This window comes from Mesorhizobium subarcticum (assembly GCF_055456085.1).
On sequence record NZ_CM144237.1, the window covers coordinates 5,775,392 to 5,801,443 of the forward strand.

Below are 26,052 nucleotides of genomic sequence, written 5' to 3' on the forward strand. Positions count from 1 at the left end.
GCGCCTCATCGCTAATTAATCAAGCCGGCGTGCTTCAAAGCCGCATCGATCTTCTCGGCCGTCGACTGCTCAACGGTGACCAATGGCGAACGCAGCACATTCTCGACCTTGCCGAGCTTCGACAGGGCATATTTGGCGCCGGAGACTCCGGGTTCGATGAAGATCGCCTTGTGCAATGGCAGCAGGCGATCCTGCAATTCCAGCGCCTTGGCACTGTCACCGGAGAGCGTTGCTTCCTGAAACTCGGCGCACAGCCGCGGTGCGACGTTCGACGTCACCGAGATAGCGCCGACGCCGCCATGGGCGTTGAAACCGAGCGCCGAAGCGTCCTCGCCCGAAAGCTGGATGAAACCCTTGCCGCAGGTCATACGCTGCTCGGACACACGCTCGACCTTGCCGGTGGCATCCTTGACGCCGACGATGTTCTTGAAGTCGTGCGCCAGCCGGCCCATCGTCTCCGGCATCATGTCGATCACCGAGCGCGGCGGGATGTTGTAGATGATGATCGGCAGCTTGGTCGCCTTGGCGACAGCGGCGAAATGCTCGTAGAGGCCGCGCTGTGTCGGCTTGTTGTAGTAGGGCGTGACGACCAGGGCGGCATCGGCGCCGGCCTTCTCGGCATATTGTACAAGCCCGACCGCTTCTTCGGTGTTGTTGGAGCCAGCACCGGCGACTACCGGGACGCGACCCTTGGCCACCTCGATGCACACCTTGATGACATGGCGATGCTCGTCATGCGACAGCGTCGGCGACTCGCCGGTCGTGCCGACGGGAACCAGACCCGTCGTGCCTTCCCCGAGCTGCCATTCGACAAACGCGCGAAAGGCTTTCTCGTCGAAACGCCCGCTCTTTTCGAACGGTGTCACGAGCGCAGTAAGCGAGCCTCTCAGCATGTCGTCCAACTCCTTGGGACTTTTTGTTTACACATGTCGTTGTCCCAAAACCGGTATCCACTTTTGGGCGACATGCATCGGTTTGTTTGTGCATGTCGTTGTCCCAAAACCGGTATCCACTTTTGGGCGACATGCATCGGTGTTTTGTCGTGCGCGCCTTCTAGCCGAAAGCGAAGCGGCGCACCATAGTCTCGACATGGTTGCGCGGCAAGCATTGCCATGGTGCCAGCAAGCGCAATTCGAACGGCCTCGATAACTCTTTGTTTACGAGCCCTTCATGACCTAAGTTTAGGCTTCGAGGCTTCTTCGCCTGCTGGTAAAATGCTGGATTAAGGAAAGACACGAGATCATGCCGACCCGTCGGCCTCACCTCTTCGCGCTGCTTGGCGCCATTGCCGTGTTGATACCCGGCATGGCGATCAGCAGCAGCGTCGATGTGCAGGTCACGTCGGCGATCCCGGTGCCGGGTGTGCAAGACAACGCGCAACCGGCCGCTTCCCCCAGCGTCGCGCTGTTGAAAAGCGGGCTGGACGCTCTGGCGGCCGGCGATATCACGGGCGCCCGTGGCGTGCGCGATGCGCTTCCCGCTCAATCGCTCGACCAGCACATACTGGCCTGGGCGATCGCGCTTTATGGCGGCGACAAGGTTCCGAGCGGCGACATCGCCGCCGCCGCGAAGATGCTGCCCAACTGGCCGGGCACGGTTGTGCTGCGCAAGAACAGCGAGCGCGCGCTCTACCGCGAGAACCCCGCCCCCGACATCGTCATTGCGGCATTCGATGGCAGCCAGCCGCAAACATTTGAAGGCGTCATGGTCCTCGCCCGCGCCTATGTGGCAACGGGCAACGTCAAGGCGGCCCGCTCGGTGCTGTCGCCGTTCTGGCGCACCACGGTCCTGGAAGCCAAGGACGAGACGGCGCTGATCAAGGAATTCGGCGGTTTGATCCCTGCCGCCGACCACCGTTTTCGCATGGACCGCATGTTCTATGCCGACCGGGTGAATTCCGCCCTTCGCGTTGCCGGTCTTGCCGGCGCCCAGCAGTTTGCCGAGGCCTGGGTCGCGGCTGACAGAGGGGACAAGAATGCGCTGAAACTGCTGAAAGCAGTGCCGGCATCCCAGCGTTCGGCCGGCTACTTCTTCGCGCAGGCGGAATATCTGCGCAAGCAGCAGGATTTTGCCGGCGCCGCTGCCGTTGTGATGAAGGCGCCGACGGATCGCGAAGCTCTGGTCGATCCGGACGCCTGGTGGGTCGAGCGCCGGGTGCTGTCGCGCGAACTGGTCGACCAGGGCGACATGAAGACGGCCTACCAGATCGTCGCCACGCATGCCGCCGAAAGTGCGGCCAATGCGGCTGAGGCCGAATTCCACGCCGGCTGGTATGCGCTGCGCGGCCTCAACGACCCCAAGCTTGCCGCGACGCATTTTTCGCGCATCGCCGACCTCGCGCAAGGGCCGATGACCCTGTCGCGCGCCTATTACTGGCTCGGCCGCGCGGCGGAAGTCGGCGGTCCGGGCAATGCCAAGGACTATTTTGGACGGGCCGCCACTTACGGCACGACCTTTTACGGCCAGCTTGCCGCCGAACGTATCGGCCGGCAAGCGCTCAACATCGTCTATCCCTCGCCAAGCGCTGCCGACCGGCAGAGTTTTGCCAGCCGCGAGGCGGTCAGCGCCATCAAGCGCCTGCAAGAGGCGGGTTACGACCGATATGCCGAAACGCTTTATCGCGACCTTGCCGGGCAGCTGACCAGCCCGGGCGAACTGGCGCTGCTCGCTGTCCTTGCCGAGAAGCAAGACAACCATTTCATGGCGCTGAAGGTCGGCAAGATCGCCGGCGCGCGTGGCATCGATGTCGGCGCGCTGTCGCACCCGCTCGGCGTTATCCCCGATTCGGCCAACATTTCCGGCTCGGGCAAGGCACTGGCCTACGCGATCGCCCGCCAGGAAAGCGAATTCAACATCGGCGCGGTATCAAGTGCTGGCGCGCGCGGTCTGCTGCAGTTGATGCCGGGAACCGCCAGGCAACTGGCGAAGAAGGCCGGTTTGGAGTTTTCGCAGACGCGGCTCACCACCGATGCCGGTTACAACGCCACACTCGGCTCAGCCTTCCTCGGCGAGCAGCTTGACCGCTTCAACGGCTCCTACGTGCTGACCTTCGCTGGCTACAATGCAGGCCCCAACCGGGCCAGCCAGTGGATGGCTAAATACGGCGACCCGCGCGGCAAGGACATCGATGCGGTGGTGGACTGGATAGAGCGGATTCCCTACACGGAAACAAGAAGTTACGTACAGCGCGTGATGGAGAATTACGAGGTCTACAAGATGCGTATTTCCGGCAAGTACGACATCGTCGGGGATCTGGTGAACGGGCGCAGCTGAGGCTTGCCTGCTCGATCAGGTTGAAGGAAGAGCGTCTTTCATTTGACCGGCCCTGCTCTCGCCTGTAGCTGTCTGGGTCTATCCAGCCAGCAGAGTTCAAAAATGTCGAGCGACGAAGGCTTTACCGACTTCTTCTATGCGGCACCGGACGGGTTGAAACTGCACGCCCGGGTCTACGGCAAGGCCAATGCCGGCGACTGGCCGGTGGTCTGCCTGCCCGGCTTGACCCGGAACGCCCGCGACTTTCATGAACTTGCGCTCTATCTGTCGCAGTCTGCCGGCACTTCACGCCAGGTCGTGGCTTTCGACTACCGAGGCCGAGGGATGTCGGCCTACGATCCCGAAATCGCTCACTACAATATCGGTGTCGAAGCCGGCGACATCCTGGCCGGGCTAGCGGCACTCGGCATTGACCACGCAGCTTTCATCGGCACCTCGCGCGGTGGCCTGATCATCCATGTGCTCGGGGCATTGAAGCCGGCCGCACTGAAAGCCATCGTGCTCAATGACATCGGGCCTGTGATCGAAGCCAGAGGCTTTGCCAACATCCGATCCTATCTTGAGCGCTCGCCGAAGCCGAAGACATTTGATGAAGCCGTGGACGCGCAGCGGCGCACGCATGGTGGCGACTTTCCGGCACTTGCCCATGCGGACTGGGTTCGGATGGTGGATGCGCTCTACCGCAACACGGATGTCGAACTCGTGCCCGATTTCGACCCGGCCTTGATCGACACTCTGGCCGGGATCGATTTCAGCAAGCCGTTGCCAGATCTGTGGCCGCAATTCGATGCGCTTGTCGCCGTGCCACTGCTTGCCATCCGCGGCGGCAATTCCAAACTGCTCTCCACCGCAACGCTCGAGGACATGCAAAAACGCCATCCCGGCATGGAGACGATCACCGTCGAGGGCCAGGGCCACGCGCCATTCCTGGAAACCGGAAATCTGCCGAGCGCCATCGCGACCTTCCTGGATCGGGCGCAGCAACAACCTCAAACAAAGTAAACCCCAAGACCAAATCTGGTCCTGGGGTCAGTATCACAATATATGCGGGCCTGACGGAACTATTTGACTTTCGAGCTTTTCCCGGGCGCCTTTGCCGCGACCGCCTTGCTCTTTTTCGCGGGCGTTGCCGCTGAAGGCGTAGTCAGCGGAGATGAAAACACCGAACTTTGTGCGCCGCCAGCCAGTCCCTCGCCACGGGGCGTTTCCAGGACCACAACGCAACCGTCGAGATCGTTGGTGGCCAGATGGGCGTAGCGCATGGTCATCGAAAGGGTCTGGTGGCCGAGCCACATCTGCACGCGCCTGATGTCGATGCCGCCCTGGACGAGACGCGAGGCGCAAGTGTGGCGCAGAATGTGCGGCACGACCTGATCGTCTGCGCCGAGGCCGACTTCTGCTTTCGCGTCGTTCCAGATGGCACGAAACTGTGCCTGGCTGAGCTTGGTGAACGGGCCTTTTGGCCGGCGGCCTTCCGTTGGAGGCAGCTTGATGACCTCCTTGACCCGCTCGGTCATCGGAATCGTGCGGCTGCGGCCGGATTTGGTGATCCAGAAGGAGACGCGATGCTCTTGGATGTCATTCCAGATCAATCCGAGCGCCTCGCCGAGGCGGCAACCGCTATCAACCAGGAAGACGGAAAGCCGGTAAGCATCCTCGCTGCGACTCTTTATGGCAGCGAACAACCGCGCCTCCTCGTCCCTTTCCAGGAAACGAATCCGTCCCGCCCGCTCCTTCTGGCGGCGGAACTCGGGCAGGCTGTGGATATCTCCCATCTTGTGAGCCTTGCGCAGCAGTTTGCTGAGGGCAGCCATCTTCCGATTGATGGTTGCGTTGCTGTTGCCGCGCTGGCGCAAGGTGCCGATAAGGTTATCAAGGGTACTCTGGTCAACGGCGCTGAAACGCTCCCCACGGAGAATCTCATCTATTTCGCCGATGAATGAGCTGACATTGTATTTATGCCGCCCATCATCCCACAGTATGTCCCGGTAAGCTGAAAAAAGCTCTCCGACCCTATACGACTTTACTTCTCTTATCTTGTTGTAGGTGTAGTTGATCTTTGAGTTCTGAGAAGAAAACATCGAAAACGGATCCGGGGGGCTACCCTCTTGAATCGCTTCGTTGGTCATAATTCGTCACACCCCCGAGTGGATAGATCAGCCCTATCCGCTTGGAAGCGTCCTTTCAAGAGATTTTAATCACGCGGTTGTGATCCCATCCGCCCATCAACGGATCCCACGACATCGTCCCGCGGATTTATTCAGCTACCAATTCCCCCTGTTCCTTCGTTTGCGTTGACCCAGTCACGAAACAAAAACAGCCCGGGCGATTGTGCGCCCGGGCTGGATTTCACCTGTAAGGAACCAGCCCTTAGAAGGAGCGCTGGAAGCGGAGCATGCCGCCGACGCTGTTCTTCTTGCTGCCACCGGTCCAGTTGTAGTAATTTCCGTCAAAATTACCAAAATTGCCCACATGCGAGTAGTCGACTTCGGCCGTGACATTGAAGCCGGGAACGACGTCGTAGGACACGTTCGCTGCTATGCCGAGGTTCTTCCAGTCGTCATACGAGACCTGGGCGTTGAACGAGGTCTTCTCGTTGAACTTGTAGGTGCCGCCGCCCCACACCGCCCAGCTGCCACCCCACGGCTTGTAGAAGCCGCGACCGCCTGCAAAGCTGAGGTAGCTCTGATCCTCGAGGTTGTTCTTGGAGCCATAGCCGCCCATAATGAACAGCGACAGCGCGCTGTTGACGTTCACATCCAAGCGGACCTTGCCGGAAACTTCCTCGTAATTGCTGTCGTAAGCAACGACGCCGGTGATGGCGCCCCAGCCTTGCGTCCACTTCAAGCCGCCGACGACGTGCGGAACATAGGAGTCGATGGTACCAGCGCCGTAATAAGTGTAAGAGCCGGCGTTAACGTGGGTGCCATCATTGAGGCTGCTGCCGCCCGAGCCTTCTTCAAGCGAGATTATCGCCGAGAAACCGTTGCCAGCATCGAAGGTGTACTGCACGACGTTGGTGTCGAAGCCGCCGTAGGGGACGAGCGTGTCGTTGATGACGTTGCCGGCGTAGCCGATGAACGTGTCGAAGGCCAATTCATCCTTACCAACGCGGAGACCACCGAGCTGGATCCAGGCGAAGTTCAGCGAAACAGCACTATTGCCGGCGCCATTGACGTAAGGCGCAGTGTCGGCGTTGCTGTTTTTGAAGTTAAAGCGGGTCTCGGTGTAGGTCTTCAAGGTGCCGAGTTCGGTTTCCTGGCCGGTCCAGGTCTTCAGCGCGAAGCGGGCATGCTTGTAATAGGTACCCTGGTCCTTGCCGTCCTTGACGTCGCCGGCGCGGGCGCCGTCGAACGAGCCGACGTCACCGACGCCGATGTCGTACCGGATGTAGCCGCCAATGCGCAGGCAGGTTTCGGTGCCGGGGATGTAGAAGTAGCCAGCGCCGTAGACGTCGCAGATCTTGACGTATTCAGCGGGTTCCGGCTCGGCGACGACGACGGCGTCGGCGGCGCGTGCACCGGAAACTGCGATCAGGGCCGCAGCGGAGCCGAGGAGAAGGCTCTTAATGTTCATTTTCTGACCTCCAGTCAAAAGTTAAAAAACGGGTCTGGGTATTCTTTGCTGAAGGACAGCGTTCCCTGCCCCATCCCCACTACCGAAAAAGATGCGCACCGCGCCGCTTCCTCGAAACCGACATTACCCATGAGCCGGCGGCGTTCAACAACGATCGTACCGGCGAAAGGGCTGTTGGGCTGCTATCCCCCGGCGTTGTTGCACAAATGACACGATTTGGCCTCACTCAGAAAGCTCTCGTTAACCATCAGGCCCGCCGCAACCGCTTATTTCCCGCCGAATCCGGCAATCGGCCGACGGAATCATGGCAGGGCCGCGAGTCACCAGCCAGGGAGTTGCCGCAAAACCGCCGTACCAGGTAATCCTGCGGTTCCGGCCCGCTGTTATTTTTCCATATAATGATGCGGGCTTGTTGATTGTGCCGGCGCTTTTCTTTATCCACCGGCGCAACGGAGAGGTGGCCGAGTGGTCGAAGGCGCTCCCCTGCTAAGGGAGTAGAGGTCAAAAGCTTCTCGTGGGTTCGAATCCCATCCTCTCCGCCATCCTGCTTCGCTCTTCGAGCTTCGCAGGACAAGCCCCAACCACTGAGCGAAGCAGGATGCCCTCCGAAGCCTCGGCGAAGGAGGGCCTTAAACGCCTGAATTTCTTGCGAAACCAGGTCGGCAAATGCCTATCAGCGACGCACGATGCCCTCGCCTTGGTAAGGGAGGGCCGGCCCGTGTGGTATGTGTATCTTCTGGAAAGCGAGATAGCTAAAGGCGAGCGCTATGTCGGCATAACGTCGGATTTGAAGCGACAAATTGCCGAGCACAACGCGGGAAAATCCAGCCATACGTCCAAGTTCCTGCCATGGCGGATCGTCACCTATATGGCCTTCTCAAATCAGGCCAAAGCCACCTCTTTCGAACGGTATATCAAATCCGCCTCGGGTCACGCGTTCGCCAACAAACGCTTGTGGTGATGGCCGCGCGCCTGCCGTAAACCTCCGCATTTTCCGATAAAATACAACAATAACAAATTGTTAGAGCGGCAGCACACGTCGTGGCGGCCGTCGTTTCGTTCGATTCTGACTGGAGGTCAGAAAATGAACATTAAGAGCCTTCTCCTCGGCTCCGCTGCGGCCCTGATCGCAGTTTCCGGTGCACGCGCCGCCGACGCCGTCGTCGTCGCCGAGCCGGAACCCGTTGAATACGTCAAGATCTGCGACGTCTACGGCGCTGGCTACTTCTACATCCCCGGCACCGAAACCTGCCTGCGCATTGGCGGTTATGTCCGTTATGACGTCGGCGCCGGCGACGTTGGCTCGTTCACCGGCGCACGCGCCGACGACGTCACCAGCGGCAAGAACCAGGGCACGTTCTACAAAGACGCTCGCTTCACGCTGAAGACCTGGACCGGCCAGGAAACCGAACTCGGCACCTTGAAGACCTATACCGAAACGCGCCTAAACTTCCAAAATAGCCCGCTGGACAACGGTGACGCCAATGACGCTCACAACAACATCGACCAGCATTTCGCCTGGATCCAGCTTGGCGGCCTGCGTGTAGGCGAGGACGAGTTCGGCATTCGATACGTTCGTCGGCTACGCCGGCAACGTCATCAACGACACCATCGTCCCCTACGGCGGGTTCAAGACCGGTGTCGTTCAGTACTACTTTGATGCCGGCAACGGTTTCTCGGCGGTGGCCTCTCTCGAAGAAGGTTCGGGCGGCGCCGACCAGGCAGCAGCAGGCGCTACTTATGGTTATGGTCGCGGCACGGTCGACAGCTATGTTCCCCATGTCGTCGGCGGCGTGAAGTACACGCAGGGCTGGGGTGATGTCGTCGGCGTCGTTGCTTATGACAGCAATTACGAATACGTCTCGGGGAAGGTTCGCGTGGACGTGAACGTTTCCAGTGCACTGTCGCTCTTCGGCATGTTCGGCTACGCCAGTGAGGGAAAGCTCAACGACTTCAATCCCGACCCGAATACCTCGTTTGCCAACGGCCGCGGCTTCTACAAGCCGTGGGGTGGTCACTGGGGCGCCTGGGCCGGCGCCACTTACAAGTTCAACGAGAAGGCCTCGTTCAACCTCCAGGTGTCGGGTGATCAGTGGAAAGACTACGGTGTTGCGGCGAACGTTGCCTACACACTCGTTCCCGGCTTCACGATCACGCCCGAGATCGACTACCAGCACGTTGGTTCGGGCGCTATTGACGCCGGCAACGTTTGGGCTGGTGCCGAGAAGAAGGACGCCGTCGGCGGTATCATCCGCTTCCAGCGCGATTTCTAACACCAGATATTTCTGCGAGACAGGAGAACCCGGCGGGCAACCGCCGGGTTTTTCTTTTTTGTTTTGATGCATACCGGATCCTCGGATCAAGCTCGAGGATGGCGACGGGAAACTGGCGTCGCATTGGCGATTCTACCAAGCGCCGAACCACCCTATCAAGCACGTCGCGATCTCTGAGATTCGCTTCTGCGCTTATGGCTTTGACAGGCTTTGGCCCGGGAAACTAACGGTCAAACGTCGGCGAGGTCTCCCAACGCTTCAATCAAGGGCTGGATCTCACTTTCGTAATTCTTCCAGCGCTTCATGGACGATTTGTAGATCGGCTGACGAACCTGCCAGCGGCTGGGCGTGGTGACCGCCCCTTCCCGGTCGAAAAAGCGTAGGCATGCGTCATCCCAGGGAAGGCCGAGATAATCGATGAGCCGGCGCGACTGCGCCTCTTGATCCTCTACAAGCGTCTCATAGCGATTTTCAAAGATACGACCCGGAAAAACCTCGTTCCAGTGACGCATCAAGCGGTCATATTCCCGATAGTAGAGCCCGAGTGCCCGCAGGTCTGTATTGTAGCTGTGTGCCGAACTGAAAGGCAGGACAAAGCACGACACGCAATTGTCGATGGCATCGCGGCGGCAGTGAATGATGCGGGCATTGGGAAAGAGCAGGGTGAGGAGGCCGATCAATTCGAAATTGTGCGGCATTTTATCGATGATTCGCTGCGCAGTCGGAGCGCGCTCCCGCAGATAGGAAAGATGCTCTTCGGCCAACGTCCTGGAGAAGCCTTCGGTGACCGTCATAATCTGCTTGTCTAGATCAGAAGCGTTGGGTTTCAGACCCATCGCGTTCGCTACCCGCCTCAGCTTGCTAAGCTCTCCAGCTCCATGAACGTCGGGATGACTGGCGCATATTTGTTCGGTCAGTGTCGTCCCCGAGCGCGGCATCCCGACCACGAAAACAGGCGCTTCCGAAGGATTGCCGTAGCCGGACCTTTCGGCAAAGAAGTCCGCCGTGAAGGTCTCGATCGATGCGTCAATGAAGCGGCGGTACTGGTCTATGTCGAATCTATAGCCTTCGGCCTGCTTCGCCTTCTTGAAATGGTCGAAGGCTTCCGCATAGCGCTTGAGGTCGTTTTCCACCTTACCGGCGGCGTAGTTGAGACTCGCTTTCGTCTCCGGCTTAATTCCCGGACTCTGCAACTCGCGCAGGATCGGCTGGAGTTCGGCCGGCTCCTCGGTGAATTTTCGGGTCTGCACAAGGTCGTAGTAGGCCGCCCCTACGTCGACGCGGTGTTCGATCGCCTCCTTAAGAAAGACGCCGGCCTCGTCCATGCGCCCAAGACCAGTGAGCGCAGCAGCCATGCCGATCCGCGCCTTGGGGTGATTACGGTTAATCTTCAGCGCCTTCTCATAAAGCGGCAAGGCCAGGTCGGGTTTGTCGTACTGGGTATAAACACGCCCCAAGGCACACAGGGCTTCTATAAGGTCGGGCCGCACTTCCAAGGCGTACTGGATATGATTTACGGCAACTGAAAATTCACTCAGCTTCCCATAGGCCTCGCCAAGGCTAAGATGGTAGTAGGGATTTCTAGGCTCCTCAGCGATCGCACGTCCGAAATAGCGCAAAGCCGCTTCGTCGTCGTAGCCCAGATAAACGGTGCCCATGATGTAGAGAGCCAGCGGATGGTTCGGCGTACGCGTCAGCACCTCAAGGCATAAGTCCTGGGCCTCGGCCAGCCGCTTGGCCTGTTGATATTCATAGGCCTGCATTAGCAATTGGTCATCAGCCCGCGCACGCGCGTCATTGGCGGCGCGCACGAGTGGTTTTGCTACTGTCGGATTTGCTTGAGGCAAGCGCGGCTTCGGCGCGGGACCAGACTTGAGGTGTTTTGCCCAGGCGGGTGGCAGACGGTTGTTCATTGAATCTTGCTAGCAAAAAGCCACGAAGGAATCCAGCCTTCTGCACACTCCGCAAGCTTGCGCCCACCTTGTCGCCACGCTAGCAAGAAACTCCCTTTCCACGCGAGCCTCTGCCATGCGCCAGCGCCCTCTCCTCACGCCTGTCATCGCCGCGCTTCCGTCGACAGTGCCGTTTGTCGGCCCCGAAGCGCAGGAACGTGAGCGCGGGCGTTCTTTTCGTGCTCGCATCGGTGCCAATGAAAGCAGTTTCGGGCCCTCGCCGCGCGTTATCGCCCGCATGGAGAGCGTCGCACGCGACCAATGGATGTATTGCGACCCGGATAACTACGATCTCAAGGTTGCGGCTGCCGCGCATCACGACGTGGCGATCGACAACGTCGTTGTCGGTGAAGGCATAGACGGCCTGCTCAGCCTGGTGGCGCGCATGTATGTGACGCCCGGCGATGCCGTGGTCACCTCGCTTGGCGCCTATCCGACCTTCAACTTCCATGTTGCCGGCGTGGGCGGAAGGCTCGTGACCGTCCCTTACGAAAACGACAAGGAAAGCCTGGACGGCCTGCTCGCGGCGGTCGCTAGGGAAAAGGCGCCGCTGGTCTATCTGTCCAACCCGGACAATCCGATGGGCAGTTGGTGGGAAGCGGACGAGATCATTCGCTTCATTGACGCGTTGCCGGAAACCACCATGCTGGTGCTCGACGAAGCCTATGGCGAATTGGGGCCGGCCTCGGCCCTGCCGCCGATCGATATTTCCAGGCCGAATGTCATCCGCATGCGAACCTTTTCAAAGGCTTATGGGCTGGCCGGTATACGCTGCGGCTATGCAGTGGCGGAGAAACAAGTGATCCGCGACTTCGAGAAGATCCGCAACCACTACGGCGTCAGCCGCATGGCGCAGATCGCCGGCGTCGAGGCGCTCGCCGACCAGGCCTATCTCGAGACAGTGGTGACGCGGGTGGCGGCTGGGCGCCGGCGCATCGCTGACATCGCCGAGCAGAACGGGCTGAAGCCGCTGGCCTCGGCGACCAATTTCGTCACCATTGACTGCGGCCAGGACGGCGCCTTCGCGCTGAAAGTGCTGCAGGGGCTGCTGTCGCGCGACGTGTTCATCCGCAAGCCGATGGCACCTGGGCTCGACCGCTGCGTCCGCGTCAGCGTCGGCCTCGACCACGAGCTGGACATTTTCGCCGAGGAGTTGCCCGGCGCGCTGGCAGCAGCAAGAGGGAACTAGGTAATTTCCCAGCGTTCGGACGCCGGTGCTCCGCCCAGCAGACGCCTGACGCGTGTCAGCATTTCCGACAGCTCGGCGGCGTCCTCGTCGCCCAGGTCTGCGGTCAGGCGGGCGAGATCGCGATCCGCGGCCGCCTGGAGCGCGGCAAGCGCGGCCTGGCCGCGTACGGTGAGCGAGAGAACGCGACGGCGCGGAGCATCGGAGGCGGCAAGCGTTTCGATCAAGCCGGCGGCGGAGAGTTTTCGAAGGATTCTTGTGACGTAGGCAGGATCCAATCGTAGTTCCCTGGCAATGTCGGACGCGGCTGGTTCAAAATCGATTTGAAGAGCCCGTGCCAGAAAGCCTGCTTTGCCCCCAGAGGTGGCGGCAAGGTGGCGGGGTCGACGGCCCAACTCGAACAGCACCCGCGCCTCGGTCAGCGTATAGGCGCTGTGCGTCAGGGTTTCGTCGAGCAGCCCGATCAGGCCGGTATAGAACCGGTTGAAGCACCTGAGATCGCTGACCAAAGCATTCCGATCGGTTGTCATGGCGGCGCCCGGAAGATTTCCACGCAGACGGATCATCGCGAAAAACTTGACGGAGTCAACTATCTGTTGGAGCAGCCATCTGCCCCCTGGCCAATCTCGGCCCATCAATTTGATAGCATCCTCCAGTCAAGCCTGTTGTCTTGGCTCGAACCTGCGCCAGACTCTATGCAAGGGAGCGCGTCATGAGCGATCGGAAAAAGGCAGTGAAGGCCCGCGTACATGGCAAGGTGCAAGGCGTCGGCTACAGGATCTGGGCGAGAGGCGAAGCGACGAGGCTTGGGCTGGTGGGCTGGGTGCGCAATGAAAGAGACGGCTCGGTAACGGCATGGTTTGCCGGCACCGATCCAGCGGTTTCGGCCATGATCGAACGGCTTTGGCAAGGCCCGGTGGGCGCTTCGGTGGCGCGGATCGACACGGAGGAGATCGAGACGTGGAACGAGCCTGAAGACTTCAGGATCGTTGCATAGGCGTGTAGCCTTCCAGCGCCTCTTGAATTAATTGAACGTTTGTTTTATTGTCGCCGCCTTGGCGAGGCGAGTATGGCGCGCACGACCGGATCCGATGGCGAAAAGACCGAGGCGGCCGTCCGCGAGGCGGCGGTCAACCTGATCGCACGCTACGGTTACGAGGCGATGTCGATGCGCCAGCTGGCGGCCGAGGTCGGCGTCCAGGCCGCCGCGCTCTACCGCTATTTCCCGACCAAGGAAGACCTGCTGTTCACGCTGATGCGCGAGCACATGGAAGGGCTTCGCGAGGCTTGGGAACGCGCCTGCCCAGCCGATGCCGATCCGGCAGAACAGCTTGCGGCCTATGTGCGCAACCACATCGCTTTCCATATCGAGCGCCGGCACGCCACGCATGTGTCGAACATGGAGTTGCGCAGCCTGTCGCCCGACAGGCTGACTCAGATCCTGCGCATGCGCACGGCCTACGAAAAGGACCTGCGCACGATCCTGCGCGATGGTGCCGAGGCTGGCGTCTTCAGCATCGAGGACACCGGCCTGACGGCCATGGCGCTGATCCAGATGATGACCGGCGTCATCGTCTGGTTCCGGCCCGGCGAACGGCTGTCGATCACTGAAGTGACGGCGACATATCTCTCGATGACAATGCGCCTTGTTGGCGCACAAACTGACACCTACAGCGCCGCGCGTCCCATCGGACGCGCAAAGGACGCTGTAACACTGTAATTTCGCGCATGTTCCTTTCCGGAAATCGAATTCGATTTTCGGGGTCATGCGGCACTGGGGAGGAACGGCATGTACACGAACACGCTCAGCTTCGGGCATGACGAGGACATCGAGGCGCTGCGCGATCTGGTGCGGCGCTTCGCGCAGGACAAGATCGCGCCGATCGCTGACGACATCGATCGCCAGAACGAATTTCCGGCGCATCTGTGGCGCGAACTCGGCGCGCTGGGTCTGCTTGGCATCACCGCCGATCCCGATTTCGGCGGCAGCGGCATGGGTTATCTCGCTCACGTGATTGCGGTGGAAGAGATTTCCCGGGCGTCGGCGTCGGTCGGCCTCTCCTACGGCGCTCATTCCAATCTCTGCGTCAACCAGATCAACCGCTGGGCAACGCCGGCACAGAAGGAGAAATTCCTGCCGCCGCTGTGCTCGGGCGAGCGCGTCGGCGCGCTGGCGATGTCGGAATCCGGTGCGGGCTCGGACGTCGTCTCGCTCAAGCTGCGCGCCGAAAAGCACAATGACCGCTATGTGCTCAACGGCACCAAGATGTGGATCACCAACGGACCGGACGCAGAAACGCTGGTCGTCTACGCCAAGACCGATCCAGAGCGGAAATCGCGCGGCATCACCGCCTTCATCGTCGAAAAGGCGATGGCCGGATTTTCCGTGGCACAAAAACTCGACAAGCTCGGCATGCGCGGCTCCAACACCGGCGAACTCGTGTTCGAGAATGTCGAAGTGCCTTTCGACAATGTGCTGCACGAGGAAGGACGCGGCGTCGAAGTGCTGATGTCTGGTCTCGACTATGAGCGCACCGTGCTCGCCGGTGGCCCGATCGGGTTGATGGCGGCGTGCCTCGACGTGGCGATCCCTTACGTTCACGAGCGCAAGCAGTTCGGCCAGCCGATCGGCGAATTCCAGCTGGTGCAAGGCAAGCTTGCCGACATGTATACGACCATGAACGCTGCTCGCGCCTATGTCTATGCCGTCGCCGCCGCCTGCGATCGCGGCCAGACGACGCGCAAGGATGCCGCCGGCTGCGTGCTGTTTGCAGCGGAGAAAGCGACGCTGATGGCGCTCGACGCCATTCAACTGCTTGGCGGCAACGGCTATATCAACGATTATCCGACCGGCCGGCTGCTGCGCGACGCCAAGCTCTACGAGATCGGCGCCGGCACCAGCGAGATCCGCCGCTGGCTGATCGGCCGCGAGATCATGGCGGAGGGGGTGTAGCATGGCGGTCCTGCAGACCCAGATTTCCCCCTCCTCAGACACATTCCGTGCCAATGCCGAGCGCATGCGTGTGCTGGTCAGTGACATTTCTGAGAAGGCGGCAAGCGTCGAGCGTGGTGGCTCGGACGAAGCACGTGAGCGCCACGTCTCGCGCGGAAAACTGTTGCCGCGCGAACGTCTCGCCCAATTGCTCGACACCGGCTCGCCTTTCCTCGAGATCGGCCAGTTCGCGGCATGGTCGATGTATGGCGAGGAGATTTCGTCGGCCGGGCTGATCGCCGGCGTCGGCCGTGTCGAAGGCACCGAGGTGATGGTCGTCGTCAACGATGCCACGGTGAAGGGCGGCACCTATTATCCGCTGACCGTGAAAAAGCATTTGCGGGCGCAGGAGATCGCGCTGCAGAACAACCTGCCCTGCATCTATCTGGTCGACAGCGGCGGCGCCAACCTGCCCAACCAGGACGAGGTGTTTCCCGACCGCGAGCATTTCGGCCGCATCTTCTACAACCAGGCCAACATGTCCGCCGCCGGCATGCCGCAGATCGCCTGCGTCATGGGTTCCTGCACCGCAGGCGGCGCCTATGTGCCGGCGATGTCCGACGAGACAATCATGGTGCGCAACCAGGCGACCATTTTTCTCGGCGGGCCGCCATTGGTCAAAGCCGCCACCGGTGAAGATGTCAGCGCCGAAGATCTCGGCGGCGCGGAGGTGCATACGCGGCTTTCCGGCGTTGCCGATCACTATGCGTTGGACGACGACCATGCGCTCGCCATCTGCCGCCGCATCGTCAAAAATCTGAATCGGAACAAGACCGTAAGCCTGAACTTACAGAAGCCAATTCCGCCCCTTCATCCGGCAGACGAAGTCTACGGCATCGTGCCGACGGACCTGCGCCAACCCTACGATGTGCGCGAGGTGATTGCGCGCCTTGTCGACGGTTCCGAGTTCGACGAGTTCAAGCAGAACTACGGCACCACCCTGATCACGGGCTTTGCCCACCTCCATGGCATGCCGGTCGGCATCATCGCCAACAATGGCGTTCTGTTTTCGGAAAGCGCGCTGAAGGGGGCGCATTTCATCGAACTGTGCTGCCAACGCAAAATCCCGCTGGTCTTCCTGCAGAACATCACCGGTTTCATGGTCGGCAGGAAATACGAAGCCGGCGGCATCGCCAAGGACGGCGCCAAGCTGGTGATGGCTGTCGCCACCGCCAGGGTGCCGAAGGTGACCGTCATCATCGGCGGTTCGTTTGGCGCCGGCAATTACGGCATGTGCGGCCGCGCCTACTCGCCGCGCTTCCTGTGGATGTGGCCGAACGCCCGCATCTCGGTGATGGGCGGCGAACAGGCGGCAACGGTGCTGGCCATGGTCAAGCGCGAAGGCATCGAGCGCAAGGGTGGGGAATGGAGCGCCGAGGAAGAGGCGAAATTCAAGAAACCGATCCTGATGAAATATGAACATGAGGGCCATCCGCTCTACTCGTCCGCGCGCCTGTGGGATGACGGCATCATCGACCCAGCGAGGACGCGCGACGTGTTGGCGCTCAGTCTGTCCGCGGCACTCAACGCCGAGATCGAGGACACACGCTTCGGCGTGTTCAGGATGTGACGATGAACGCCATGGGGGAGATCATCCACCCGCTCACAAAATTGCGAGCTGTCTTCGCAGTACTGGCGACGATGGAGGATATTCGCTACGGCTTATGCTTTGGCCACATCGCGCAATGGGGATTGGGTGGAAATGAAGCTGAAATATTTTCCGAAGGCATTCGCCTCAATACTTTCGGCACTTCTTATGTTCTCAGCATCCGGCGCGATTGCCGCCGGCTCGTTGGCGGGAAGCGAGGGGGACAAGCGGTTCCCGCCTGCGTTGACCAGAGATGCCAAGTCGCCATGCAACAAAGGCTACAAGGCCTATGTCGCGGCCGGCGGCCATTCGGCCTACGCCACCACGCCGTACACCAGGGTGATGTCCCTTTACATCATATGCGGCTCAAGCCTGAATGCGCCGTCGCAGAAGGTCGCCGAAGCGGCTGCGATGAAATCCTGCGTGGCCACGCGCGCGCACTACAAGGTGACGAACGGAGGCGCCTGCGAGATCGCCGCGTCCAAGTAGGCTGGCGTCTGCCGAACAGGTGCCGCCCGCCACAAAACCGGGAGGCTCCATGTTCACCAAGATCCTGATCGCCAATCGGGGCGAGATCGCTTGCCGTGTCATTCGCACGGCCCGCAAGCTTGGCGTGCACACAGTGGCCGTCTATTCGGATGCCGATGCGAAATCCCTGCATGTCGAGATGGCCGACGAGGCTGTTCACATCGGCCCCTCGCCGGTCGGCGAGAGTTATCTGCGCGGCGACAAGATCGTCGCGGCGGCGCTCGCGACGGGGGCGCAGGCGATCCATCCGGGTTACGGCTTCCTGTCGGAAAATCCTGATTTCGTCGACCAGGTGGTGGCGGCAGGGCTCACCTTCATCGGCCCGTCGGCAGCTTCGATCCGCGCCATGGGATTGAAGGACGCCGCCAAGCGGCTGATGGAAAAGGCTGGGGTACCGGTGGTGCCGGGCTATCATGGCGAAGCGCAGGAGATCGTGCTGCTTGCCTCCAAGGCACGCGAGATCGGCTATCCCGTCTTGATCAAGGCGCGCGCCGGCGGTGGTGGCAAGGGCATGCGTCGTGTCGAACATCCCGACGAATTTTCCGAAGCGCTTTCCAGCGCGCGGCGCGAGGCGAAGGCTGCTTTCGGCGACGACCGCGTGCTGGTCGAAAAATATGTCGACAAGCCGCGGCACATCGAAGTGCAGGTGTTCGGCGACAATTTCGGAGATGCGGTGCATCTCTATGAACGCGACTGCTCCGCACAACGCCGCCACCAGAAGGTTGTCGAGGAAGCCCCTGCCCCCGGCATGACGCCGGCCTTGCGCAAGGCAATGACGGATGCAGCGGTCAAGGCCGCCAAGGCGATCAGCTATTCCGGCGCCGGCACGATCGAGTTCATCGTCGATGCCTCGCAAGGCGTAAAAGCCGACCGCTTCTGGTTCATGGAAATGAACACGCGCCTGCAGGTCGAGCATCCGGTCACCGAGATGGTCACTGGCACCGATCTGGTCGAGTGGCAGTTGCGCGTCGCCAGCGGCGAAAAGCTGCCGAAGACGCAGGGCGAGATCACGCTTGCCGGCCATGCCTTCGAGGCGCGCATCTATGCGGAGGACGCGGCAAAGGGGTTCCTGCCGGCGACCGGCACGCTGCATCATCTGAAATTTCCGGATTCGGCACCCGATGGTGCCACGATGCGCATCGAGACCGGCGTGCGGGCCGGCGATGCCATCTCACCCTATTACGATCCGATGATCGCCAAGCTGGTCGTCCATGCCAGGGACAGGCAAGCGGCGCTGGAGGCGCTGGGCGCGGCGCTGTCGCGAACCGAAATCGCAGGGTCCACCGTCAACACCGCCTTTCTTGCCGCTCTTGCCGCCGATCCGGATTTTTGTACTGGTGACGTCGACACCGGCCTGATCGGCAGGCATCAGGCAGCACTGACCGAGGTCGCACCGCCAACCGGCGAGATCATCTCGGCGGCCGCGCTGGCCGCCTCCGGTGCAGAAGCCTTGCCACCATCGAACGACCCGTGGTCGTCGCTTTCCGGCTACGCGCATTTCCATGGCGTGGCGCGGAGCACGCGGCTGAAGTTCGGCGAGGCCGATATTGCGGCAAGGGTTTCGGTGCGGCCGGACGGGCGCTTCCAGGTGGCGCTCGATGCGCCCTATGACAACGCCAATGCGCATGATTTTCGCGCTGTTCCGCGCCTCGCCCGCTGGCCGGGCCACATCACGGTGTTCGAAGGCGCCATCGGCTATACGTTCGCGGTGCCGGACCCCTTGGCCAGAACCGACGAAGCCGCTGCGGCGTCCGGCAGCCTGCGCGCGCCGATGCCCGGTCTGGTCAAGCTGGTGCGCGCGGCCAAGGGCGACACGGTGATCAAGGGACAACCTCTGCTGATCCTAGAGGCCATGAAGATGGAACACACCATCGCCGCCCCACATGACGGGGTGATTGCCGAGATCGCCATGGAAGGTGCGCAAGTCAGCGACGGGACCGTGCTTGTCCGCTTCGTCGAGGAGCAGAGCGCTTCGACGCCCGTCACCAACTGACAGCTGGAATCGGGCGACCGCAACGAAAAATGGCCGGGACGAACCCGGCCATTTCCCTGGATTATCTCATCGCCTGAGATTACTGCGCGATCGGCGCGTATTTGCCGTCATGCCACTGGTTAATGTCGTAGCTGGCGTTCTTGAGGTCGCCCTTCTCGTCGAAGGTGACGTCGCCGACAACGGTGCTGATCGGCGTGCCGTTCTTCAGCGCCTCGGCAACTTTGGCTGGATCGTCGCTGCCGGCACGCTTGATGCCTTCGGCGAAAGCCTGGACGACGGCATAGGAGAACAGCGTGAAGCCTTCCGGCACGAAGCCGCCGGCCTTGATCTTTTCGACGGCTGCCTTGGCTTCCGGCTTTGCCTGCGGATCCGACGGAAACACGAACATGGTGCCCTCGCCGGCCGGGCCGGCAACCTGCCAGAATTCCGGCGAGGCGATGGAGTTTGGCATGATCAGCTGGAATTTGAAGTTCTGTTCGGCCGACTGACGCAGGATCAGGCCAGCCTCAGGATGATAGCCGCCGAAATAGACGACGTCGGCCTTGAGATCCTTCAGCTTGGTGACGAGCGCCGAATAGTCCTTCTCGCCGGGATTGATGGCGTCATAGTAGACTTCCTTGAGGCCGCCGGCATTCATGGTTGCCCTGACGGCGTCAGCCACACCCTGGCCGTAGGCGCTCTTGTCGTGCAGGACGACGACGTTCTTGCCGGCATATTTCTTAGCGATCCACGGGCCGATGAAGGCGCCCTGCGCATCGTCACGCGTATAGAGACGCATGATGGTCGGCCAGCCGGCCTTGGCGGCCGCGTCGGTCAGCACCGGGTTCGAGGAAGCCGGGCTCATCATCAGGGCACCGGCTTCGGCATAGACGGCCGAGGCCGGAATGCTCGAGCCCGAGCAAGCATGGCCATCGATGAACTTGACGCCGTTGGCGACAATACGGTTGGCGACCGACACAGCCTGTTTGGGGTCGCACTGATCGTCCTCGATGTCGAGCTTGATCATCGAGCCGTTGACGCCGCCGGCAGCGTTGATGGCGTCGGCTGCGGCCTGTGCGCCCTGCTTGAACTGATCGCCGATCGTGGCGAGCTGTCCGGTCATCGGGCCGACCACCGAAACGGTGATGTCGTCGGCGAATGCGACCGGCGCACTCATCATCAGGCCGAAAATGGCCGCGCTCAAAATACTCATTTTTTTCATGACAATAGAACTCCTCCACTCACGCGCGGCCGCCCCGGCCGCGCTTCTTCCAGAGAGGCGGGACAATTTCATCCTTCATTGGGCCTGTCTAGGCGCATCGGCAGCGCTCGATTGGGCCTGCAAGGCGTCATCCACGCAAAAAAGCCACGCCAGCCTTGTTCCGGCTGGTCGTGGTTTTTTTGCCTGTCGGGCTGTTTCCCCAGCGCCCCCGCGCCGCGAACCCAACGTCGCCTTCCCTGTCTTCCCTTTGACCGTGATCTTTCCCGATTTTCGGGATCATGGTCTATCGCGCGGCATAGACGTGCGCCACCTGCCGCATTCTTGTTGTTGATGGCCTTTGGCCTGGCTGTCTGCGCAGCCTTGTCCCTGTTTTTGGCCCGACCGTCTTCGAGCGGTCTTGGCCGGAGCGTCCCCGTCTGACGAAAACTCAGTGCATGGTCATCCATTCGCGGGCTTCACGCAGCGCCTTGGCGATCTCGACCTTCGACATGGCCGCCGACAGTTCCGAGCGCAGTTCCGCGGCGCGGGCCGAACCCTTGATGGCGGCGATGTTGAACCATTTGTGGGCGGCAACGACGTCGGTCTCGCAGTCGCGGCCGGTCGCATACATCATGCCCAGTTCGAAAAGAATGTCGGCCTGGGCAGTTGCCCCCATGGCGCCGAAACCTGCTTCAAGCATTTCAAAACGTGCCATTTCAGTCCCCTGTTTGTGGCCCCTGTCAGGCTCCCGAGAGCTGCCTTCTTTCGTTCTCGTCGGCTGCTCTTCCGATGCTTTCGAGAATGACGTGCAGGCTTGAATCCGTCGTTAAATGGCGTGCTTAATTTGAGGAAAACAAAGCTAAAACAAGAGGTAAACGCTGAAATTCGTTAAGGATACAAAGCCAGCGATTGAGCGGATTTTCGCTAAATTTGACGAAAATTTTCGGAGGCGGAATCAACACTCCGCTAACCCTAGGAAACAAACACGATGCGCCGATCGTTTTCATTTCCTCGTCGACAGTGCGGATTCAGGCGCTTTCAAAATCCCAAACTCTTCCGTTGCGGCACCGCTTTTGTTTTGCCGGGACCTGGATTAGCTTACGTTTGCGTAAGCGGCAGACCGGCGAGGCGGAGCATTCGGCCGGCTATCCAAAGGGAGGAAGACATGTTTCGAAAGGTGAGTCTGGCTCTTGCAGCCACATTGATCATGGGCGGAGCGGCGTGGGCCGATCCAATCGAGGGCAACTGGAAGACGCAAGCCGGCGATACCGCCGCCATTTCAGGCAGCAGCTCGTTTTCCATCACGCTCAAATCAGGCAAGTATGCCGGCAAGACCATCGGCTCGCTGAAAGCGGCCGGCGATAACAAATATGCCGGCAGCATCACCGATCCGGCGAACGACAAGACCTATTCGGGCAAGGCGACATTGTCGGGCACCTCGCTGAAGATGAGCGGTTGCGTGCTCGGCGGGCTGATCTGCAAGAGCCAGACCTGGCACAAGCTCTGATCGGCCATTCCTTCTAAGTAATCTCAAAGCGGGGCCAGCGGGCCCCGTTTTCGTTTCATCGACATGTCGAGCAACAATGCTCTTGTCCTGCTGCCATACAGACCACCGGCGGCCCGGTCAGATCCCGTCAATCAATTTGAACCGTAGATGAACGCCAGCATCAGAGCCGGTTCAGAGGCGTTGGGGCAATCTCGTGCGTGTTGAAGGAGACACGACCCCAATGCTTGCTCGCCGCTTCACCATCGTCTGCCTGCTGATGAGCCTGTTTGGAATGTTCTTCGCCATCCTCGTCGCCGAAGCGGGCCGGCCTGCACGCCCCTGGGACAAAGCCAGTTCCTGCCAATTCGATTGCGTGAACCACTTTCGCCGCTGAAGCGACAAAGACACAGATCCAAAGAGAAAAGCAAAAGCCATGAACCGCATCGCCGCCAACACCCTCAAGACCCTCCGGCTTCTGCCGCGGGCGGTGCTTGTCCTGATGCTTCTGGCCGCCCCGGTGCTGGCTGTTCCGATGATGCGCGCCGATACCGGCTCGACGATCGAGGCGCCGGCCTTGAAGAACTCCGGCGTGGGTTTCATTCTGCTGGTCAGCCTGCAGCGGGGATAAAGAAAAATGGCGCTTTGGGCGCCTTCGGCCGCGAGCCCCCTCCCAACCGCTCATCCGAGTCTCTATATTGAGCCATGGAAAAGCGAATCTACCCCCAAGCCATCGAATCTGTCGTCATGCCCGAGCCTTTTGGCCGGCAAAGCTTTGACAGCGCTGAAAAAGCCGTCGCCGCACTGCAGGTTCTCTACGGCCGCAACACCAAGTTCCTGCGCGACTCTTTCGCGGAGCTGGCGGCAGCCGGCGGTGACAACGGCAAGCGCTACCGCGCCTTCTATCCAGAGATCGGCGTCACCACCAATTCGTTCACCCAGATCGATTCGCGGCAGGCCTATGGGCACATGCCGACGCCGGGACATTTTTCGACCACGATTACCCAGCCAGATTTGTTCGAGAGCTACCTGATCGAGCAGTTGCGCCTGATCATGCGCAATCATGGTGTCGCGGTCACCGTTTCGGAATCAACCACGCCAATCCCGCTGCATTTCGCCTTTCTCGAAGGTACCCATGTCGATGGCGCGGCGGCCGAACGCATCAAGCGGCCGATCCGCGACCTGTTTGACGTGCCGGACCTCGACGGCACCGACGACCAGATCGCCAACGGTACGTTCGAAGTGGCCTTCGGCGAACCGAGGCCGCTGGCTCCGTTCACGGCGCAGCGCATCGACTATTCGCTGCACCGCCTGTCGCATTATACGGCGACCACGCCGCAGCATTTCCAGAACTTCGTGCTGTTCACCAACTATCAATTCTACATCGACGAATTCGTCGCCCGCGCTCGCGCGCAGATGGCGGAAGGCGGCGGTGGATATTCCGAGTTCGTCGAGCCGGGCAATGTCATCACCAAGGCCGGAGAAAGCGCACCGAGTTCAGGTGTGGCAGCGCCGCGCCTGCCGCAAATGCCGGCCTATCATCTGAAGAAGCCCGGCCATGGCGGCATCACCATGGTCAACATCGGCGTCGGCCCTTCGAACGCCAAGACGATCACCGACCACATCGCCGTGCTGAGGCCGCATGCCTGGGTGATGCTCGGCCACTGCGCCGGACTGCGCAACACGCAGGCGCTCGGCGACTACGTGCTGGCACATGCCTATGTGCGCGAGGATCACGTGCTGGATGACGATCTTCCGGTCTGGGTACCGATCCCGCCGCTGGCCGAGATCCAGGTGGCGCTGCAGGAGGCGGTTGCCGAAGTCACCGGCCTGTCCGGCTATGATCTGAAGCGCATCATGCGCACCGGCACCGTCGCCACCATCGACAACCGCAACTGGGAACTGCGCGACCAGCGCGGACCTGTACAGCGCCTGTCGCAGTCACGCGCCATCGCGCTCGACATGGAATCAGCGACCATCGCCGCCAATGGTTTCCGCTTCCGCGTCCCCTATGGCACGCTGCTGTGCGTTTCCGACAAGCCGCTGCATGGCGAGTTGAAGCTGCCCGGCATGGCGACCGAATTCTACAAGCGCCAGGTGGCGCAGCACCTGACCATCGGCATCAAGGCGATGGAGAAGCTCTCGGAAATGCCGATGGAACGGCTGCATTCGCGCAAGCTCAGAAGCTTTTCGGAGACGGCGTTCCAGTAGGCGGCCGCGAAGCCGCGGCGAGGCAATTCGTCGTCTTGCCCACGCCGCAATTTGGCCGCTAAGCAGATCAAACGCAGGCGGCATTCAGCAGACACGACCTCAATGACAACAGGCGCGCGCTCGAACATGGTGGCTGGGTTGGCATTCCTGGCAATGACAGCATTGTCGGCTGCCTTGTTGGCGGGGTTCTTCGGCGCGCTGCATCCGGCGTTCGATTCCTTCTCGCATTTCCGCATCCACTTCAGCGTGCTTATGGCGCTTCTGGCACTGCCGCTGCTCGCCACCTCGTTCCGGCTGCAGGCGGCGGCAGCGCTTCTTTTTGCCATCGCCTGCCTGGCCACGACGGCAAGCGCCCTGCCGGGGTTTTGGCCGCAGCCGGCGGTCGCCAAGCCCGCCGGCCAGGCTGTCTACAGCCTGCTGCAGATGAATTTGCGCTTCAACAACCCGACGCCGAAGAAAGTGCTGTCGCTGATCGGCCGCACCAATCCGGACGTGATTACCCTCGATGAAGTGTCCGGCATGTGGGCAACCGAGCTAGGCACCATCACCAGCGCCTATCCCTACCGGATCCTGTGCCCCTATCCGAACGGCATGTTCGGCGTGGCGCTGCTGTCGCGACGGCCCTTCGTCGCCGGCAGCACGCCGCACTGCGAGCCGCGCGGCGCGATGGCGATCGCCACTGTCGACTTCGGCGGGATCAGCGTCGATGTCGCGGCAATCCATCTGAGCTGGCCGTGGCCGAAGGAGCAGTACTGGCAGATCGGCGAACTCTCGCAAACACTGGGCGCGCTCGGCGAGACCGCGATCATGGCCGGCGATTGCAACGGCGTGCCGTGGAGCGCCGCGGTGCGGCGGGTCGCGGCTCTTGGCGGGCTGACGCTCATGCCTTCCGCCGGCCCGACCTGGATCCACCGGACACTGCCGGACTTCCTGCGCCGTTATGCGGGCCTGCCGATCGACCAAGTGTTCAGCAAGGGCGGTCTGACGATCCTGTCCTCGACGCGGCTGGAGGATACCGGCTCCGACCACCTGCCGGTGCTGGTCGAGTTCACGCTCAGGCCGCAGGAGCAGAAACCGGTCGACGAGCATGAAACCGCGACCGTCTCCCTGCCTCAGCCGGGCAAACCACAAGGCTGAGTTTGGCCGGTTATTTACGGGGCGAGCATCGAATTCACCGGAAAAGCGCTGATGAAGCTCTATGATTTCGCCAGGGCATCGACCAGATACTCTACGTGACCGCCCTCCCGGTGCTCGCGCGCGTCGAAGGCGTTCTGCTTGCCCTCGTACTCGTCAAAGATGGCGTCGATCCGACGGCGCGCTTCGCGTCGTGTTTTGGAGCACTGCGCGTCGTTCGCAGTGGTGAGGCCGGTAAGCGATTTCTCGGTCGCCGCCATCATCTGCCTGGCGATGCCGCCATGCGTCTCCTCATGCGTGCGAACACCGGTGAAGAAACGCGCCCAGCGCGTGTTAAGCGCCGGCGGCAGCGCGGAAACAACATGCGGGTAGGTAAAGCTCAGGTTGAGCGTCCCGTTGGCTTGGCGGATGCGGCAGGAGCCCTTGACCTGGACAAAATCGAAATCCCAATCCTTGGTATAGCTGGTCTGGGCAATGGCGCGAGCCATGAAGCCATGCCGTGGGCCATTGCGGTCCATGGACTCGATCAGGGCCTCTCCCGCCGTGCCGGAAATATCGTACGTTTGCGTCTTCACCAGGACTTTGACATCAGCCGATGCGGCCGTGGCAAAGCTGCACAACGCGCCGATGACCGCCAGAACTGAACGTGCGAGCAAGCGCATCCACGCTTCCCTTCAAAGATG

The 26,052-nt window shown here is 61.1% G+C and carries 23 protein-coding genes, 1 tRNA gene and 1 pseudogene; 17 read left to right on the top strand and 8 right to left on the bottom strand.

The window, feature by feature from the left end; translation table 11 throughout:
- Nucleotides 1-11 precede the first annotated feature (11 nt).
- A complete protein-coding gene (gene dapA, locus ACZYHG_RS28415) occupies nt 12-893 on the bottom strand; it encodes a 4-hydroxy-tetrahydrodipicolinate synthase (RefSeq protein ID WP_464611392.1) in 882 nt (293 codons plus the stop codon).
- A gap of 349 nt (nt 894-1,242) precedes the next feature.
- Here dapA and ACZYHG_RS28420 point away from each other — a divergent pair, with 349 nt between their 5' ends.
- Together ACZYHG_RS28420 and ACZYHG_RS28425 are read left to right on the top strand one after the other, a co-directional pair.
- Nucleotides 1,243-3,273: a lytic transglycosylase domain-containing protein gene (locus tag ACZYHG_RS28420; protein ID WP_464611393.1), complete on the top strand. Its 2,031-nt coding sequence runs from the start codon at nt 1,243-1,245 to the stop codon at nt 3,271-3,273.
- Nucleotides 3,274-3,375: 102 nt separating this feature from the next.
- The gene (locus tag ACZYHG_RS28425) at nt 3,376-4,275 is read left to right on the top strand and encodes an alpha/beta fold hydrolase (RefSeq protein ID WP_464611394.1); all 900 of its coding nucleotides are present in this window, start codon (nt 3,376-3,378) and stop codon (nt 4,273-4,275) included.
- 59 nt (nt 4,276-4,334) lie between these two features.
- On the opposite strand, the gene ACZYHG_RS28430 is transcribed toward ACZYHG_RS28425, so the two are convergent.
- Both ACZYHG_RS28430 and ACZYHG_RS28435 read right to left on the bottom strand, forming a co-directional pair.
- Complete coding sequence (locus tag ACZYHG_RS28430) at nt 4,335-5,402, bottom strand: tyrosine-type recombinase/integrase (RefSeq protein ID WP_464611395.1); 1,068 nt, start codon at nt 5,400-5,402, stop codon at nt 4,335-4,337.
- A gap of 241 nt (nt 5,403-5,643) precedes the next feature.
- Nucleotides 5,644-6,849, bottom strand: coding sequence for a porin (locus ACZYHG_RS28435; RefSeq protein ID WP_464611396.1), 1,206 nt, complete (start codon nt 6,847-6,849; stop codon nt 5,644-5,646).
- 451 nt (nt 6,850-7,300) lie between these two features.
- On the opposite strand from ACZYHG_RS28435, the gene ACZYHG_RS28440 reads away from it, so the two are divergent.
- From ACZYHG_RS28440 to ACZYHG_RS28450, 3 genes and pseudogenes are all read left to right on the top strand, one after another.
- Nucleotides 7,301-7,391: transfer RNA gene (locus tag ACZYHG_RS28440), tRNA-Ser, on the top strand.
- Between the two features lie 56 nt (nt 7,392-7,447).
- A complete protein-coding gene (locus ACZYHG_RS28445; protein WP_464611397.1) occupies nt 7,448-7,810 on the top strand; it encodes a GIY-YIG nuclease family protein in 363 nt (120 codons plus the stop codon).
- A 123-nt stretch (nt 7,811-7,933) separates the two neighbouring features.
- Nucleotides 7,934-9,122 (top strand): annotated as a pseudogene (locus tag ACZYHG_RS28450) (porin).
- A gap of 230 nt (nt 9,123-9,352) precedes the next feature.
- On the opposite strand, the gene ACZYHG_RS28455 reads toward ACZYHG_RS28450, so the two are convergent.
- On the bottom strand, nt 9,353-11,035 hold the full coding sequence (locus ACZYHG_RS28455) for a tetratricopeptide repeat-containing sulfotransferase family protein (protein ID WP_464611398.1): 1,683 nt from the start codon (nt 11,033-11,035) through the stop codon (nt 9,353-9,355).
- Between the two features lie 115 nt (nt 11,036-11,150).
- Here ACZYHG_RS28455 and ACZYHG_RS28460 point away from each other — a divergent pair, with 115 nt between their 5' ends.
- Nucleotides 11,151-12,263, top strand: a complete 1,113-nt coding sequence (locus ACZYHG_RS28460; protein ID WP_464611399.1) for a pyridoxal phosphate-dependent aminotransferase — start codon at nt 11,151-11,153, stop codon at nt 12,261-12,263.
- Here the strand turns inward: ACZYHG_RS28460 and ACZYHG_RS28465 are convergent.
- Nucleotides 12,260-12,826 carry a MarR family winged helix-turn-helix transcriptional regulator gene (locus ACZYHG_RS28465; protein ID WP_464611400.1) on the bottom strand — a complete coding sequence of 189 codons (567 nt, stop codon included), beginning with the start codon at nt 12,824-12,826 and terminating at the stop codon, nt 12,260-12,262. The genes ACZYHG_RS28460 and ACZYHG_RS28465 overlap by 4 nt on opposite strands.
- A gap of 146 nt (nt 12,827-12,972) precedes the next feature.
- Between ACZYHG_RS28465 and ACZYHG_RS28470 the strand changes: the two genes are divergently transcribed.
- The 6 genes from ACZYHG_RS28470 (at nt 12,973) to ACZYHG_RS28495 (ending at nt 19,361) form a co-directional block, all read left to right on the top strand.
- On the top strand, nt 12,973-13,257 hold the full coding sequence (locus tag ACZYHG_RS28470; RefSeq protein ID WP_464611401.1) for an acylphosphatase: 285 nt from the start codon (nt 12,973-12,975) through the stop codon (nt 13,255-13,257).
- Between the two features lie 72 nt (nt 13,258-13,329).
- Nucleotides 13,330-13,980 carry a TetR/AcrR family transcriptional regulator gene (locus ACZYHG_RS28475; protein ID WP_464611402.1) on the top strand — a complete coding sequence of 217 codons (651 nt, stop codon included), beginning with the start codon at nt 13,330-13,332 and terminating at the stop codon, nt 13,978-13,980.
- Between the two features lie 69 nt (nt 13,981-14,049).
- On the top strand, nt 14,050-15,213 hold the full coding sequence (locus ACZYHG_RS28480; RefSeq protein ID WP_464611403.1) for an isovaleryl-CoA dehydrogenase: 1,164 nt from the start codon (nt 14,050-14,052) through the stop codon (nt 15,211-15,213).
- 1 nt (nt 15,214) lies between these two features.
- The gene (locus ACZYHG_RS28485; protein ID WP_464611404.1) at nt 15,215-16,822 is read left to right on the top strand and encodes a carboxyl transferase domain-containing protein; all 1,608 of its coding nucleotides are present in this window, start codon (nt 15,215-15,217) and stop codon (nt 16,820-16,822) included.
- A 132-nt stretch (nt 16,823-16,954) separates the two neighbouring features.
- On the top strand, nt 16,955-17,329 hold the full coding sequence (locus ACZYHG_RS28490; RefSeq protein ID WP_464614810.1) for a hypothetical protein: 375 nt from the start codon (nt 16,955-16,957) through the stop codon (nt 17,327-17,329).
- A gap of 49 nt (nt 17,330-17,378) precedes the next feature.
- Nucleotides 17,379-19,361 (top strand): acetyl/propionyl/methylcrotonyl-CoA carboxylase subunit alpha, encoded by a 1,983-nt coding sequence (locus ACZYHG_RS28495; protein WP_464611405.1) that lies wholly within the window; start codon nt 17,379-17,381, stop codon nt 19,359-19,361.
- Between the two features lie 79 nt (nt 19,362-19,440).
- Here ACZYHG_RS28495 and ACZYHG_RS28500 read toward each other — a convergent pair whose 3' ends face one another.
- Nucleotides 19,441-20,562: an ABC transporter substrate-binding protein gene (locus ACZYHG_RS28500; protein WP_464611406.1), complete on the bottom strand. Its 1,122-nt coding sequence runs from the start codon at nt 20,560-20,562 to the stop codon at nt 19,441-19,443.
- A 427-nt stretch (nt 20,563-20,989) separates the two neighbouring features.
- A complete protein-coding gene (locus ACZYHG_RS28505) occupies nt 20,990-21,256 on the bottom strand; it encodes an SEL1-like repeat protein (protein ID WP_010915070.1) in 267 nt (88 codons plus the stop codon).
- 450 nt (nt 21,257-21,706) lie between these two features.
- On the opposite strand from ACZYHG_RS28505, the gene ACZYHG_RS28510 reads away from it, so the two are divergent.
- The 5 genes from ACZYHG_RS28510 (at nt 21,707) to ACZYHG_RS28530 (ending at nt 25,372) form a co-directional block, all read left to right on the top strand.
- Entirely contained in the window at nt 21,707-22,048 is a 342-nt protein-coding gene (locus ACZYHG_RS28510; RefSeq protein ID WP_464611407.1) for a DUF2147 domain-containing protein, read from the top strand.
- Nucleotides 22,049-22,268: 220 nt separating this feature from the next.
- Nucleotides 22,269-22,421, top strand: a complete 153-nt coding sequence (locus ACZYHG_RS28515) for a hypothetical protein (RefSeq protein WP_464611408.1) — start codon at nt 22,269-22,271, stop codon at nt 22,419-22,421.
- Between the two features lie 39 nt (nt 22,422-22,460).
- A complete protein-coding gene (locus tag ACZYHG_RS28520; RefSeq protein ID WP_464611409.1) occupies nt 22,461-22,655 on the top strand; it encodes a hypothetical protein in 195 nt (64 codons plus the stop codon).
- A gap of 116 nt (nt 22,656-22,771) precedes the next feature.
- Entirely contained in the window at nt 22,772-24,235 is a 1,464-nt protein-coding gene (locus ACZYHG_RS28525; protein WP_464611410.1) for an AMP nucleosidase, read from the top strand.
- 102 nt (nt 24,236-24,337) lie between these two features.
- Nucleotides 24,338-25,372 carry an endonuclease/exonuclease/phosphatase family protein gene (locus ACZYHG_RS28530; RefSeq protein WP_464611411.1) on the top strand — a complete coding sequence of 345 codons (1,035 nt, stop codon included), beginning with the start codon at nt 24,338-24,340 and terminating at the stop codon, nt 25,370-25,372.
- 59 nt (nt 25,373-25,431) lie between these two features.
- Here the strand turns inward: ACZYHG_RS28530 and ACZYHG_RS28535 are convergent, their stop codons facing one another.
- Nucleotides 25,432-26,031, bottom strand: a complete 600-nt coding sequence (locus tag ACZYHG_RS28535) for a DUF922 domain-containing protein (RefSeq protein WP_464611412.1) — start codon at nt 26,029-26,031, stop codon at nt 25,432-25,434.
- Nucleotides 26,032-26,052 lie beyond the last annotated feature (21 nt).

Bases quoted from the DNA above. Each gene is read 5' to 3' on its own strand.
- ACZYHG_RS28420 (WP_464611393.1), top strand. From the start codon at position 1,243: ATGCCGACCCGTCGGCCTCACCTCTTCGCGCTGCTTGGCGCCATTGCC.
- ACZYHG_RS28535 (WP_464611412.1), bottom strand. From the start codon at position 26,031: ATGCGCTTGCTCGCACGTTCAGTTCTGGCGGTCATCGGCGCGTTGTGC.
- ACZYHG_RS28455 (WP_464611398.1), bottom strand. From the start codon at position 11,035: ATGAACAACCGTCTGCCACCCGCCTGGGCAAAACACCTCAAGTCTGGT.
- ACZYHG_RS28500 (WP_464611406.1), bottom strand. From the start codon at position 20,562: ATGAAAAAAATGAGTATTTTGAGCGCGGCCATTTTCGGCCTGATGATG.
- ACZYHG_RS28430 (WP_464611395.1), bottom strand. From the start codon at position 5,402: ATGACCAACGAAGCGATTCAAGAGGGTAGCCCCCCGGATCCGTTTTCG.
- ACZYHG_RS28530 (WP_464611411.1), top strand. From the start codon at position 24,338: ATGACAACAGGCGCGCGCTCGAACATGGTGGCTGGGTTGGCATTCCTG.
- ACZYHG_RS28515 (WP_464611408.1), top strand. From the start codon at position 22,269: ATGCTTGCTCGCCGCTTCACCATCGTCTGCCTGCTGATGAGCCTGTTT.
- ACZYHG_RS28470 (WP_464611401.1), top strand. From the start codon at position 12,973: ATGAGCGATCGGAAAAAGGCAGTGAAGGCCCGCGTACATGGCAAGGTG.
- ACZYHG_RS28520 (WP_464611409.1), top strand. From the start codon at position 22,461: ATGAACCGCATCGCCGCCAACACCCTCAAGACCCTCCGGCTTCTGCCG.
- ACZYHG_RS28510 (WP_464611407.1), top strand. From the start codon at position 21,707: ATGTTTCGAAAGGTGAGTCTGGCTCTTGCAGCCACATTGATCATGGGC.
- ACZYHG_RS28505 (WP_010915070.1), bottom strand. From the start codon at position 21,256: ATGGCACGTTTTGAAATGCTTGAAGCAGGTTTCGGCGCCATGGGGGCA.
- ACZYHG_RS28480 (WP_464611403.1), top strand. From the start codon at position 14,050: ATGTACACGAACACGCTCAGCTTCGGGCATGACGAGGACATCGAGGCG.
- ACZYHG_RS28445 (WP_464611397.1), top strand. From the start codon at position 7,448: ATGCCCTCCGAAGCCTCGGCGAAGGAGGGCCTTAAACGCCTGAATTTC.
- ACZYHG_RS28525 (WP_464611410.1), top strand. From the start codon at position 22,772: ATGCCCGAGCCTTTTGGCCGGCAAAGCTTTGACAGCGCTGAAAAAGCC.
- dapA (WP_464611392.1), bottom strand. From the start codon at position 893: ATGCTGAGAGGCTCGCTTACTGCGCTCGTGACACCGTTCGAAAAGAGC.
- ACZYHG_RS28475 (WP_464611402.1), top strand. From the start codon at position 13,330: ATGGCGCGCACGACCGGATCCGATGGCGAAAAGACCGAGGCGGCCGTC.
- ACZYHG_RS28435 (WP_464611396.1), bottom strand. From the start codon at position 6,849: ATGAACATTAAGAGCCTTCTCCTCGGCTCCGCTGCGGCCCTGATCGCA.
- ACZYHG_RS28485 (WP_464611404.1), top strand. From the start codon at position 15,215: ATGGCGGTCCTGCAGACCCAGATTTCCCCCTCCTCAGACACATTCCGT.
- ACZYHG_RS28460 (WP_464611399.1), top strand. From the start codon at position 11,151: ATGCGCCAGCGCCCTCTCCTCACGCCTGTCATCGCCGCGCTTCCGTCG.
- ACZYHG_RS28465 (WP_464611400.1), bottom strand. From the start codon at position 12,826: ATGATCCGTCTGCGTGGAAATCTTCCGGGCGCCGCCATGACAACCGAT.
- ACZYHG_RS28425 (WP_464611394.1), top strand. From the start codon at position 3,376: ATGTCGAGCGACGAAGGCTTTACCGACTTCTTCTATGCGGCACCGGAC.
- ACZYHG_RS28495 (WP_464611405.1), top strand. From the start codon at position 17,379: ATGTTCACCAAGATCCTGATCGCCAATCGGGGCGAGATCGCTTGCCGT.
- ACZYHG_RS28490 (WP_464614810.1), top strand. From the start codon at position 16,955: ATGAAGCTGAAATATTTTCCGAAGGCATTCGCCTCAATACTTTCGGCA.